The organism is Nocardia sp. NPDC051990 (genome assembly GCF_040680755.1).
GTDB lineage: Bacteria > Actinomycetota > Actinomycetes > Mycobacteriales > Mycobacteriaceae > Nocardia.
In genome coordinates this window covers 19,086-31,247 of the sequence record NZ_JBFAXH010000001.1, presented here as the reverse complement: position 1 = coordinate 31,247, position 12,162 = coordinate 19,086, and the positions used below count along the sequence as shown (strand labels likewise).

12 protein-coding genes are annotated in these 12,162 nt (G+C 65.9%); 8 read left to right on the top strand and 4 right to left on the bottom strand.

All coding sequences use genetic code 11. From position 1 onward, the window contains the following. Positions 1-123: 123 nt before the first annotated feature. On the top strand, positions 124-1,188 hold the full coding sequence (locus AB0L63_RS00150; protein WP_364492618.1) for an NAD-binding protein: 1,065 nt from the start codon (positions 124-126) through the stop codon (positions 1,186-1,188). 23 nt (positions 1,189-1,211) lie between these two features. Continuing rightward, entirely contained in the window at positions 1,212-2,114 is a 903-nt protein-coding gene (nudC, locus tag AB0L63_RS00145; protein ID WP_364492616.1) for an NAD(+) diphosphatase, read from the top strand. A gap of 62 nt (positions 2,115-2,176) precedes the next feature. On the opposite strand, the gene AB0L63_RS00140 is transcribed toward nudC, so the two are convergent. Continuing rightward, positions 2,177-2,407, bottom strand: coding sequence for a mycoredoxin (locus tag AB0L63_RS00140; protein WP_364493879.1), 231 nt, complete (start codon positions 2,405-2,407; stop codon positions 2,177-2,179). A 104-nt stretch (positions 2,408-2,511) separates the two neighbouring features. Here AB0L63_RS00140 and AB0L63_RS00135 point away from each other — a divergent pair, with 104 nt between their 5' ends. The 5 genes from AB0L63_RS00135 (at position 2,512) to AB0L63_RS00115 (ending at position 7,013) form a co-directional block, all read left to right on the top strand. Beyond that, positions 2,512-2,934, top strand: a complete 423-nt coding sequence (locus AB0L63_RS00135) for an SRPBCC family protein (protein ID WP_364492614.1) — start codon at positions 2,512-2,514, stop codon at positions 2,932-2,934. Then, complete coding sequence (locus AB0L63_RS00130) at positions 2,931-3,377, top strand: EVE domain-containing protein (RefSeq protein WP_364492611.1); 447 nt, start codon at positions 2,931-2,933, stop codon at positions 3,375-3,377. The genes AB0L63_RS00135 and AB0L63_RS00130 overlap by 4 nt, the downstream gene beginning before the upstream one ends. After that, the gene (locus tag AB0L63_RS00125; protein ID WP_364492609.1) at positions 3,370-3,828 is read left to right on the top strand and encodes a MarR family transcriptional regulator; all 459 of its coding nucleotides are present in this window, start codon (positions 3,370-3,372) and stop codon (positions 3,826-3,828) included. Before AB0L63_RS00130 ends, AB0L63_RS00125 begins: the two co-directional genes overlap by 8 nt. Positions 3,829-3,911: 83 nt before the next feature. Beyond that, on the top strand, positions 3,912-6,098 hold the full coding sequence (locus AB0L63_RS00120; RefSeq protein WP_364493876.1) for an ATP-dependent DNA helicase UvrD2: 2,187 nt from the start codon (positions 3,912-3,914) through the stop codon (positions 6,096-6,098). Positions 6,099-6,743: 645 nt separating this feature from the next. Next, positions 6,744-7,013 (top strand): WhiB family transcriptional regulator, encoded by a 270-nt coding sequence (locus tag AB0L63_RS00115; protein ID WP_364493873.1) that lies wholly within the window; start codon positions 6,744-6,746, stop codon positions 7,011-7,013. Between the two features lie 205 nt (positions 7,014-7,218). Here AB0L63_RS00115 and AB0L63_RS00110 read toward each other — a convergent pair whose 3' ends face one another. The 3 genes from AB0L63_RS00110 to AB0L63_RS00100 form a co-directional block, all read right to left on the bottom strand. Beyond that, on the bottom strand, positions 7,219-8,574 hold the full coding sequence (locus AB0L63_RS00110; RefSeq protein WP_364492607.1) for an AarF/UbiB family protein: 1,356 nt from the start codon (positions 8,572-8,574) through the stop codon (positions 7,219-7,221). 73 nt (positions 8,575-8,647) lie between these two features. Continuing rightward, the gene (locus tag AB0L63_RS00105) at positions 8,648-9,511 is read right to left on the bottom strand and encodes a hypothetical protein (protein ID WP_364492605.1); all 864 of its coding nucleotides are present in this window, start codon (positions 9,509-9,511) and stop codon (positions 8,648-8,650) included. 87 nt (positions 9,512-9,598) lie between these two features. Further along, positions 9,599-11,008, bottom strand: a complete 1,410-nt coding sequence (locus AB0L63_RS00100; RefSeq protein WP_364492603.1) for a zinc-dependent metalloprotease — start codon at positions 11,006-11,008, stop codon at positions 9,599-9,601. Positions 11,009-11,135: 127 nt separating this feature from the next. On the opposite strand from AB0L63_RS00100, the gene AB0L63_RS00095 reads away from it, so the two are divergent. Then, on the top strand, positions 11,136-12,161 hold the full coding sequence (locus AB0L63_RS00095; protein WP_364493870.1) for a PDZ domain-containing protein: 1,026 nt from the start codon (positions 11,136-11,138) through the stop codon (positions 12,159-12,161). The last annotated feature ends 1 nt before the right edge of the window (position 12,162 follow it).

Here is a 12,162-nt window from a genome sequence, read left to right as displayed (position 1 = left end):
CCAACCGTTCGCCTCGGGGCCGAGCGCCGCAGGCGGAACCCGGTAGGCTGCCGTGCGTGCCCGAGGGACAAGCAACGCCGGAGACCGCCGACGCCGTGGGATCGGCGAGCACACGGGCGGCGGGTGCGTCCGGTGTTCGGTGATCGCGCGCGCAGTGTCGGACTGTCCAGTCGGCCGGATTTCGCATTGGTCGGGGTGCTGCGCATCCCCGAAATCCAGACCAGCCCATGGGCTTCGCTGGTGCGCCGGGTGCTCTTCGCGATCAGCCTGCTGTTCACCGCGACGCTGGTGGTGTACTTCGGGCGCGATGGGTACCACGACAATTCCGGTGACGAGCTGTCGTTCCTCGACGCCTTCTACTACGCGACGGTATCGCTGTCGACCACCGGCTACGGCGATATCACGCCGGTGACCCCGGAGGCCAGGCTGGCCAATATCGTCATCATCACCCCGTTGCGCGTGCTTTTTCTCATCGTGCTCGTCGGCACCACCATCAGCGTGCTCACCGAGCGCTCCCGGCAGGCATTCAAGATTCAGCGTTGGAGGCGCAGCGTGCGTAATCACACCGTGGTCGTCGGGTACGGGACGAAGGGCCGCACCGCGATCGATGCGATGCTCGGCGACGGCATACAGCCCGCCGATATCGTCGTGGTCGATACCGATGCGGTGACGCTGGAGGCGGCGGCGAATGTGGGCCTGGTGACGGTGCACGGTTCGGCCACCCAGTCCGATGTGCTCCGGTTGGCCGGCGTGCAGCGGGCCGCCTCGATCGTGGTCGCCACCAACCGCGACGACACGGCCGTCCTGGTGAGTCTCACGGCGCGCGAACTCAATAAGAGCGCCAAGATCGTGGTCGCCATTCGCGAGGCCGAGAACACCCACCTGCTGCGCCAGTCCGGTGCCGATTCGGTGGTCGTCTCCTCCGAGACCGCGGGCCGGCTGCTCGGCATCGCAACCACTACCCCGACCGTCGTGGAGATGATCGAGGATCTGCTGACTCCCGAAGAGGGCTTCGCGGTCGCCGAACGCGATGTGGAACCGTCCGAGGTGGGCGGTTCCCCACGCCATCTCGGCGATATCGTGCTCGGCGTGGTGCGCGGCGGTGAGTTGATCCGGGTGGGGCAGGCCGAGGTGGACGCGCTGGAAGCCACCGACAAGCTGCTCTACATCCGGCACGCACGCCGGTGATCATGGCGCGATAGTCTCGAAACGTGGCCTCTGGATTTCAGCTCAATGGTGTTCCACTGCTTTCACGTTCAGTGCTCGACCGGGCCGAGGAGATCCGGGCCGACGAACAGGCGCTGAAGGAGGGCTGGGCCGAGGCCGAGTTGCTCCGCATCAATAAGCGCGGGCAGTTCCGCTTCGAAGACGGTGCGCTGGTGCTGGCACCGGCGATCGACCTGTCCGCCGAGCCGAATCCGGCCGCGGTATTTCTCGGCATCCACGGCGGCAAACATGTCTGGGCGGTGCGGGATGTCGAACTGCAGGGCACGCTGACCGATCTGCGCGCCATGGCGGGCGGTCTCGATGACCTCACCGCCGACCTGCTCACCTCCGCCATGGCCCTGCTGAACTGGCACGACAAGGCCGGATTCAATGCTGCCGACGGCACCGCGTCCGTGGCGACCAAGGGTGGTTGGTCACGGGTCACCGAGAACGGCCACGAAGAGTTCCCGCGGCTCGATCCGGCCGTCATCTGCCTGATCCACGATGGCGGCGACCGGGTGCTGCTGGCCCGCCAGCACACCTGGCCGAAGACGCTGTTCTCGCTGCTCGCCGGATTCGTGGAGGCGGGGGAGTCGCTGGAGCGGTGCGTCGAGCGCGAGATGCGCGAAGAGGTCGGCCTCGACGTGCGCGACATCGCCTACCTGGGCAGCCAGCCATGGCCATTCCCACGCTCGCTCATGCTCGGCTTCGCCGCCATCGCGGATCCCGATCAGCCGCTGTTCTTTTCGGATGGCGAGATCGCCGAGGCCTACTGGTTCACTCGGGCCGAGGTGCGCGAAGCCCTGGCCGCCGGTGACTGGTCCGCGCAGAACCAGGGCGCGCGGCTATTGCTGCCGGGTTCGATCTCCATCGCGCGCACCATCGTGGAGTCCTGGGCCGCGCTCTGATCGAAGAGATGCGAGAGTTCCGTGCGGGATTGATCGGTCCGCACGGAACTTTCCCAGTCTGATCAGGCCAGCGCGGCCAACGTCTGCTTGACCGTGGCCAGCGACGGATTCGTCGCCGTGGACCCGTCTGCGAACTTCACTGTCGGCACCACATGGTTGCCGCCGTTCACACTGCCGACGAACTCGGCCGATGCGGGATCCTCTTCGATATCGATCTCGACATAGCTGATACCGGACTCGTCCAACTGCTTCTTCAGTCGTCGGCAGTAGCCGCACCAAGTGGTCGAGTACATCGTCAAGGCGGGGGTCACGTCACTCACGGACCGTTCAACATTTGACGGCCTGATCCTGTTCCATCGGACTTGCGCGGAATTTAATAAGCGCGCATACTAAATCCATGACAACGATCGCCACCGCACAAGCCATCTCGACCGCGGCGCCCGCCGCCTTCTTCGCCAAGTGGGCCGATATGGCCACCTGGCCGGAATGGAACAATGACACCGAATGGGTCCGGCTGGACGGCCCGTTCACGCAAGGTGCCTCCGGCACCTTGAAGCCGAAGGGTGGTCCCGAGGTGCCGTTCATTGTGGAGCGGCTCTCCGATCGCGAATTCGTCGACGTCTCCAAGCTCATCGGCGCCCGCCTGATCTTCGACCACCAGGTCGCTAGCGACACGGAGGGCACAACGGTGACGGTGACCGTCTCGATCGAGGGACCGCTGCGCTGGTTCTGGACCAGGGTGCTCGGCGCGGACCTGGCCAAGTCGGTCGAGCCCGATCTGCGTGCGCTCGTTGCCGCGGCCGAGGCGGTGCTCGTATGAAGTACTGGCTGGGTGTGGTTTCCCTGGAGCATGTGCGTCGCGGTGTCGAACTCGGCATCGCCCAGGTCAACCACGGTAAGCGGACCCCGCTCGAGCGCATGCGTCCCGGCGACGGGTTCCTTTATTACTCGCCGCGCGCGGGCATGCGCAGCGGTGCGCCGATCCGCTCCTTCACCGCCATCGGCACCATCGACGACCGGCCGGTCTGGCAGGCGGATCCACAGGACGGCGGCTGCTTCCAGCCGTGGCGGCGCGCGGTGCACTATCGGACCGATGCTCGCGAGATCCCCATCGACGACCTGCGCGACCAACTGGATCTCACCAACATGTCGAATTGGGGCATGGTGCTGCGCCGCGGGCTGGTCGAACTGACCGCGCATGATTTCGCCGTGATCGCACAAGCAATGATCGACGAACCAGTGGTAAGGGGGGCAGATGAGTGAGGACAGTGGCCTGCGCAGCCGATTCGCCGAGACGGACGAAAGTCCGGGCCTGTTGCTCTGGCAGGTGACCAATCGCTGGCAGGCCGCTCAGCGGGCGGCACTTGCCGCCTTCGATCTCACCCACGTGCAGTTCGTCCTCTTGGCCGCGCTGACCTACCTCGCTGCCGGCCGGGACGAACCGGTCATGCAACGCGATCTGGCCGCCCACGCCGCCACCGACCCGATGATGACCTCCCAGGTGCTGCGCGCGCTCGAGCAGAAGGGGCTGCTCGAGCGCCGCGACCATCCACACGACCGCAGGGCCAAGGCCCTCGTCCCCACCGAAGACGGTGTGGCACTGGCGAATCGGGCGATAGTTGCGGTCGAGAACTGCGATCACGAATTCTTCGCCCCGCTCGACGGCGATACGCGTGCATTCACCGGCGCGCTGCGCCGGCTGCGCGATCGCTAGTCGCGCGACCGAGCCCGCGAACGGTACAAATCCGATCCGAACCGGATCCCTTGGGGTCCGACTTGTCAGCGGACACTGCCATGATGTGTGTCGTGTCGGCAACCAGTACGAGCGAGCCCACCCGCCCGGAGTTGGCTGACGCTTCAGCCGGGGGGCTGGACCCCGAACAAGCCGCGGCAGTCCGCGCGCCCCGGGGTCCGGTCTGTGTGCTCGCGGGTGCCGGTACCGGTAAAACCAGGACCATCACCCATCGCATCGCGCACTTGGTTTCCGCCGGACACGTCAAGGCCGACCAAGTGCTCGCAGTGACGTTCACAGCACGCGCGGCAGGGGAGATGCGCGGGCGCCTGCGTGCACTCGGACTCGGCGGCGCGGCCAACCAGGTGCAGGCTCGCACCTTCCACGCGGCCGCGCTGCGCCAGCTCAAGTACTTCTGGCCGCAGATCGTCGGCGATGTGGCATGGCAGTTGCTCGATCGCAAATACCCGATCGTGGCGCAGGCCGCTCATCAGGCCGGATTGCCTTCGCGCACCGAGGCCGTCCGCGATCTGCTTACCGAAATCGAATGGGCGAAGGCCACTCTCATCGCGCCGGAGGACTATCCGGCGGCCATGGCCGAACACCGCCGCGAGCCGCCCTATGACCCGATGCGGGTCGCGGCGGCCTACAGCGGCTACGAAAAGTTGAAGGCCACACCGGACGGTCTGCTGCTCGACTTCGACGATCTACTGCTGCACACCGCCGCCGCGTTGGAGGACTATCCGTCCGTGGCCGACGAATTCCGCGGGCGCTACCGCAGTTTCGTGGTCGACGAATATCAGGACGTCACGCCATTGCAGCAGCGGGTGCTCGATGCCTGGCTCGGCGACCGTGACGATCTGACGGTGGTCGGCGATGCGAACCAGACGATCTACTCGTTCACCGGTGCCACCCCGAGCTATCTGCTCGACTTTTCCCGCCGCTTTCCGGAGGCGACGGTGGTCCGGCTGGAACGCGACTATCGCTCGACACCACAGGTGGTCTCGTTGGCCAACCGGGTGATCGGCGCCGCGCGGGGGCGCATCGCGGGCACCCGGCTGCAACTGGTCGGCCAGCGCGACGACGGCCCGGAACCGATTTTCGCCGAATTCGACGACGGCCCGGCCGAGGCCGATGCGGTCGCACGGTCGATCAAGAAGCTGATCGCCGCGGGCACACCGGCCGCCGAGATCGCGGTGCTCTATCGGATCAATGCGCAGTCCGAGGCCTATGAACAGGCGCTAACCGAACTCGGCCTTCCCTATCAGGTCCGCGGTGGCGAGGGGTTTTTTACGCGAACTGAGGTTAGGCAAGCCATATTTGCATTGCGTCAGGTGGCCGCCCGCGAGGATCTGCCCGACCAGTCCCGCAGTGGTAAGGCCCTGGTTACCTTGGTGCGCGCCGCGCTCGCGCCAGTCGGTCTCACCGCAACCGAGCCCGCGGGCGCCCAGGCCCGTGAGCGCCGGGAATCGTTGCTGGCGCTGGTGCGGCTGACCGAAGAGCTGGTCGACCATGACGACGCACTCGACCTGATCGGCCTGCTGCGCGAGTTGGCCGCGCGTGCCGAGGCCAGGCACCCACCGACCATCCAGGGCGTGACCCTCGCATCGCTGCACGCGGCGAAGGGGCTGGAGTGGGATGCGGTATTCCTCGTCGGCGTCGCCGACGGAACGCTGCCGATCGCGCATGTGCTCGGCGACGACGGTTCGGTCGCCGATCAGGCCGCGCTCGAAGAGGAACGGCGACTGCTCTACGTCGGTGTGACCAGGGCCCGCGAATATCTGCAACTGTCGTGGGCGCTCTCCCGCGAGGGTAGTAGGCGCACACGGCGGCGCTCTCGATTCCTGAACGGCCTGGTGCCCGATGACTCGCCGGCGTCGCGAATCGCCGCACCGATTTCCGATACCGCCTCGAACGGTGTGCGCCCAACCTGCCGGGTATGTGCTAAACCATTGATCGGCACCTACGCCACCATGCTGGGTCGCTGCCGCCGCTGTCCGGCCGAACTCGACGCCGAGCTACTCGCGGCGCTACAGGCGTGGCGCGCGGAGAAGGCGCAGGATCTGCGGGTGCGTGAGTTCGTGATCTTCACCGACACCACACTCACCGCGATCGCCGAGCAACTGCCCGACGTTGACAACGCACTCGCCGCGATTCCGGGAATCGGGGCGAAGAAGCTAGAGCAATACGGTGCCGAGGTGTTGGCGATAGTGGCGTCACGGCTGCGGTCAAGCCCACAAAACCGCAGGTAGAAAATAGGTTGTCGCGATGCGTGGCAACACATATGGTGGGAACACGCACCGGGAGGGCATCTCGGCGCGCACAGTTACCGACACGAGTACAGGAGGGAGGCAGACCTATGAATAGCAATACGAATTTCAACGCCAATGGCGTTGCGGTGAATGCTGCGTCCGTCATGTCTGTCTCCCGGGGGATCCTCGCTGCTTTGCAGGGGATCGGTCTGTCCGGTGTCGACGTACGCGGGGATCAGGGCAAAGCCATGAGCATGCATTCCCCGAGTTGCGTCGTCATCAAGGACAAGCCCAGCGCGGGCTGGCACCCAGCTTTTGCCATTACGGCAGAAGCTGGCGTCTTCGCAGTGGAGGCCGGATATGCACCGGCAGATCTGCGGGCAGCACGCCTCCGCCGCACCGCACACCCAGCGACCGTGATCAGGATTCGACACAGATGTCGAACTAGGTAGGGAACACTCCCGGACCTCCTGGCCACGGATCGCCCGACGCGAAACCGTGGCCAGTATTTTTTACCGGCCCTTCAGCCAGCACCGGCCTCGGTTTCGCGGAACGAACGAACGTACCGCTGCAAACGAGCTGAAGGAGAACGACGTGTTCACCGCAGAGAGGCCACAAGCCACTACTGACGTGACATGCCGAACCGTGGCACTGCCCACCCGCCCCCGGGAGGTCGCAAAGGTCCTGCCTTGTCGAGCCGGAGACCCCGATCTGTGGTTCGCCGAGAGCCCGGTCCAGTTGGAACAGGCCAAGGCGCTGTGCGCGTCTTGCCCCATCCAGAAGGGCTGCCTGACCGCGGCCATGGATCGGCGCGAGCCGTGGGGTGTCTGGGGCGGTGAGATCTTCGACCAGGGTGTCGTGATCGCCCGCAAGCGCCCCCGTGGTCGCCCGCGCAAGGTCGCGATCTCGGCATGAGATCCGTGCCTGCCTTTCCCCCAGTAGACGGGGCCCTCCCTCCGGTCGCTGAGGCCGCCTGTCCGGTCGGTTCGGATTCGGTCGAATCCGATCGGCCCGAATCCGATCGGTACAGGGCCCAGGAACGAGAAAGCAAACAAGCCGCTCACCGTGAGATCCGGTGGGCGGCTCGTTTGCGTTCTCGGCCAATCTATTTCGGCTTCGTTCAGCTCGCGGAGCGCTCCTCGTAGAAGCCGGGCATCCAGGTCCGCACCAGTTGCATGAACGGCAGTTCCGCATCGAGCTGGGCCAGGATGCCGACCGAACCGCCGAGCACGCGGAAGATCATCACGTACTGCGCGGGCAGTTGCAGTGCCCGCGCGGTCTTCATATTCGGACTGCTGATGTCGGAGGCCTTACCCGCTACCCGCTGCATCCACTTGCGGGTGAAGTGAAACGAATCGGTCTGGATCGGGTCGGTGAACGGCCGCAGGTAGTCGGCGATTTCCTCATCGGTAATGGTCCGGCCCGGAATCACCCAGCCGTTGTCGTACATGAGCTCGATCAGTTCATCGAAGCGTTCGTCGACTTCGAGCGCCAGCATCCGGCCGAGGACGTCAGGGAAACCGTCCGGCATGGGCGCGCAGGCGCCGAAATCGATGACGGCCAGTTTGCCGTCGGGCAGCATCATGAAGTTGCCGGGATGCGGATCTGCGTGCAGCAGACCGACGGTCTCCGGTGAGGAGAAGTGGAATTTGCCCATCAGTGCCGCTGCCCGGTTGCGCAGCGTGCGCGTGCCCTCCGGATCCTCGGCCCCCTGCTTGATGATCTGCGAGACCGGGGTGCCGTCCAGCCACTCGGTCACGATCACCTTCGGCGCGCTGGCCACCACCTTCGGCACCACGATCTCTGGATGTCCGTCGAAAGCCTTGGCGAAGGCGCGCTGGTTGGCGGCCTCATTGCGGTAGTCGAGTTCCTCCTCGGTGCGCTCGGTGATCTCGGCCAGCAGCGGCTTCACGTCCGCGCCCGGAATCACCGAGGTGATCAGACCGGTCATCCGCGACAGTGTCTTGAGGTCGGCGCGCAGCGCCTCGTCGGCGCCCGGATACTGCACCTTTACCGCGACGGCCCGGCCGTCCGACCACACTGCCTTGTGCACCTGGCCGATGCTCGCCGATGCGGCGGGAATGTCGTCGAAGGACTGAAAGCGGTGCCGCCACTGGGTGCCGAGCTGCTGGTCCAGAACCCGGTGCACGATCTCGGCGGGCATCGGCGGCGCGGCGGCCTGTAGTTTGGTGAGTGCCTCGCGATAGTGCTCGCCGAATTCCTCGGGAACCGCGGCCTCCATGACGCTCAGCGCCTGGCCGAACTTCATCGCACCGCCCTTGAGCTCACCGAGCACGGTGAACAATTGCTCGGCGGCCTTCTGATTCAACTCGGCGTTGATCTCCCCTTTATCGCCACCGGCAAGCCGCTTACCTAACCCGACGGCGGCTCGTCCGGCGATACCCAGCGGAATCTTGGCCAACTTCGCATTGCGGGACGAGCGACGGCGCACGATCTCAGACACGTAACCCATCATGGCGGAAGAACCCGGACAATCGCCACGCCAATCTTTGATGTCTTTGCCTTGCGGACTGTAAGAATCGACACCCTCATCCGGCGGGACCAGAGAAAATTCGGCGGCATCCACAGCCGTCGTGCTGCGGCCATTCCCGGCGCGAGATCCGGTGCGTATCGAGTTCGAGTTCGATCGTGGTGTTCATCGTGTCGAGCCGGCGCTCAGGAGAACAGTGCATGATCGCCTCGAGTTCGCCGAGCAGCAAAGCCGCCGTCGCCAGAATCCCGGCCGGTGAGGCGTGTCCTACCCGACCGAGCAATTGGCTCGCCAGTTGCGGCCACTCCGGGTCGTATTCACAGCGGGTCAGATCGAGGCAGCGCAGGCAGCTCGTCAGGCCGGGAAAGACCAGCGGACCGACCACGCCCTTGCCATCGCGAATACGGACCGGCAGATGTGGAATCCCGTGCAGCACCAGCTCATTGGCCAGGCGCGGTTCGATGACGAGCGCATCGGCCAGCACTACGAGTTCGCCGTGCCAATCCAGCACCGAACCGTCGGGGCAGTACCCACGCGAACGGATCGGCCGCTGCCCGAGTCGCCGCAAACCGGTCGCGACCGCGTCCGAGAGCGGACCGAGCCCGTGCACCCGCACCGAACGCACTCGTCCCAGCCGCGGATCCGGATGCAGCAACAGCCCCGCGTCAGCGATGCGATCCAGCAGCTCCGTTGCGTCCTCGGGTTCGATGCCGCACTCCCCAGCCCGCCAGATAACCTGTGGGCGACTGTGCATGCCATCCAGCAAGCGCAGAAAAGCCAGCACGGTATCGGTATCCAATGCGGTCCGATCCAGTAGCAACGCCCGCTCCGGGTCCCACCCCAACTGCACGACCCCGGACGGCCGCACCAGTACCGTCACCCGCGGCGCCAGCATCGGCCCGCACATCCGCCTCGTCGTCATGGCAGCAGTATGCGGATCAGGTCATCGGCGAACAGCGCGAATCCTGTGGTAATCCACAGGAATTCGCGTCTATCAACAGGACACGTCTCAGGACGCGTCGGTGTCCTTGCCGAGGTTCGGGCCGGATTCGCTGTCCCCGTTGGCGGCCTCGCGTTCGGCTCTTTCCCGTGCCTCGGTTTCGGCCAATTGGGCCAGCGGATCGTCGAAGGCATTCGCGCCGCCGCCGATCACCGAATCGATGAAGCCTGCGGGGGAGTCCAGATCATTCGAGTCCGGCAGCAGATCCGGATGCGCCCAGATGGCGTCCCTACCGTCGATGCCCGCATCGGCGGTAAGCCGTCGCCACAGCGCCGCCGCCTCGCGCAACTTCCGGGGCCGCAGCTCGAGTCCGACCAGCGTCGCGAAGGTCTGCTCGGCCGGACCGCCGGTGGCGCGGCGGCGGATCAGGGTTTCGGCGAGCGCACCGGCACCCGGCAGGCGATCACCGATCGCCTCGGTGACGACGACCTGCACCCAACCCTCGATCAGGGCGAGCAGCGTCTCCAGCCGCTCCAGGGCGTGCTTCTGTTCCGGGGTGGTCTGCGGTTCGAACGTGCCTTGGGACAGGATCTCCTCGAGTTTCGACGGATCGGTCAGCGACATCGGGTCGATATTCTGAGCTGCCGACTCCAGCGCGGAGAAGTCCATCTTGATGCCGCGCGCATAATCCTCGACCGCGCCGAGTACCTGCTGACGCAGCCACGGCACATGTCCGAACAGGCGCTGATGGGCGGCCTCGCGGGCCGCGAGGAAGACCAGGATCTCGCTTTCCGGCTGCTCGAGTCCGGCGCTGAACTCCGAGATTGCCGCCGGCAGCAGCGCCGCGGTGCCGGTCGGACCGAGCGGCAGCCCGATATCGGTGGAGGTCAGCACCTCCCCGGCGAGTTGGCCGAGTGCCTGCCCGAGCTGCGAGCCGAAGGCGAGTCCGCCCATCTGCCCGAGCATGCCCACCATAGGACCGGCGAATTCCCGTGCCTCCTCCGGTAACTGCGCGGTCCACATGCCGGAGATCTGTTCGGCCACCGGATCACACAGCCGCTTCCAGGTCGGCAGCGTTTCCTCGATCCAGTCGTTGGCGGTCCAGGCCGCGGTCCTGTTGGCGCCTGCGGGCAGTGTGGTCGCGCCATCCAGCCACAGTTCGGCCAGGTGCGCGGCATCTGCCACGGCCTTGGCCGTGCCTTCGGAGACCGGCATCATGCTCGCGCCGAGCTGCTGGCGGGCCAATCGCTTGGCCACGTCGTAGTTGACCGGGCCTGATTGCGCCGAACCGGGCTGCCCCATGCCGCTGAGCATCTGGCCGATCGAGGTGAGCATCTGTCCGAGCTGTGCGGGATCGAAACCGCCCGCGCCTGCCCCGCCGAAGCCGAACGGATCGTTGGCCCCGGCACCACTCGGCTCGTCGCCGCGCTTGCGGTCGTCGTCGTCGCGGTTCGAGAATCCGAAGGGGAGGTTGCTCATACCCCAAACACTACGCGTGTGGTGTGGGGCTTCGATGTTCGCGCGGCGCGAAATCGCAGGCACGCATACGGCGGTAAATACGCGCCTCGCACAACCTGGCGCGGCGGCGATCACTACTGTGGTCCAGGTGAATCGTCGGATCCTGACCCTGGTGGCCGCCCTGATCCCGGTGCTCGTCCTCGGTGTGGTGGGCAGCCTACTCACCGTGCCGTTCGTTGCACTCGGGCCGGGACCCACGTTCGACACCCTCGGCTCGGTCGATGGTAAGCAGGTCGTCGACGTCCGCGGCGCCGAAGTCGACCCGGTGACCGGTCATCTGAATATGACAACGGTCTCGGTGCGCGACGGGCTGAATATCTTCGAGGCGTTCGGGTTCTGGCTCAGCGGTCAGCACGGACTGGTCCCCCGCGCCGAGGTATACCCGCCCGGTGTCCCGCGCGAGGAGATAGATAAGTCCAACCAGCAGGACTTCAAGGATTCCGAGGGCAATGCCGAGGTGGCGGCGCTGCACTTCCTGAACCTGCCGACGGTGGTGCTGGTGCGCAAGGTCTCCGACGACGGCCCGGCGAAGGAGATGCTGAAGGCTGGTGACGAACTGGTCAGCGTCAACGGTGCACCGATCGCCGCACCCAAGGATGTCGTCGCCGCGGTGTCCTCGCAGGCGCCCGGCAGTCAGGTCACCGTGACGTACCGGCGGGAGAACACTGAACACACCGCGACGATCACCTTGGCTGCCCGCCCCGACGATGCGAGCAAGGGCTACCTCGGCCTGACCCCGACCGAGGGGGCACGCCCGCCGATGCAGGTCACGTTCAACCTCGCCGACATCGGTGGACCGTCGGCCGGTCTCATGTTCAGCCTCGCGCTGATCGATAAGCTCACGCCCGGTGAACTCGACGGCGGCAAATTCGTCGCCGGCACCGGAACCATCGATCAGGACGGCAAGGTCGGCCCGATCGGTGGCATCCAGTACAAGATGATTGCCGCACACGATGCCGGTGCGGAGACCTTTCTGGTCCCGGCCGCCAACTGCAATGAGGCCAAGCAGCGCACACCGGACGGCCTGCGCCTGGTGAAGGTCGAAAACCTCAGCGGCGCAGTGCAATCCCTCAATGATCTGAACGCGGGTCGGGAAACCGTCTCCTGCGGCTGAG

Coding starts and splice junctions, on each gene's coding strand:
- AB0L63_RS00140 (WP_364493879.1), bottom strand. CDS start 2,407: ATGTACTCGACCACTTGGTGCGGCTACTGCCGACGACTGAAGAAGCAG.
- AB0L63_RS00100 (WP_364492603.1), bottom strand. CDS start 11,008: ATGAGCAACCTCCCCTTCGGATTCTCGAACCGCGACGACGACGACCGC.
- AB0L63_RS00120 (WP_364493876.1), top strand. CDS start 3,912: ATGTGTGTCGTGTCGGCAACCAGTACGAGCGAGCCCACCCGCCCGGAG.
- AB0L63_RS00130 (WP_364492611.1), top strand. CDS start 2,931: ATGAAGTACTGGCTGGGTGTGGTTTCCCTGGAGCATGTGCGTCGCGGT.
- AB0L63_RS00125 (WP_364492609.1), top strand. CDS start 3,370: ATGAGTGAGGACAGTGGCCTGCGCAGCCGATTCGCCGAGACGGACGAA.
- AB0L63_RS00135 (WP_364492614.1), top strand. CDS start 2,512: ATGACAACGATCGCCACCGCACAAGCCATCTCGACCGCGGCGCCCGCC.
- AB0L63_RS00110 (WP_364492607.1), bottom strand. CDS start 8,574: ATGATGGGTTACGTGTCTGAGATCGTGCGCCGTCGCTCGTCCCGCAAT.
- AB0L63_RS00105 (WP_364492605.1), bottom strand. CDS start 9,511: ATGACGACGAGGCGGATGTGCGGGCCGATGCTGGCGCCGCGGGTGACG.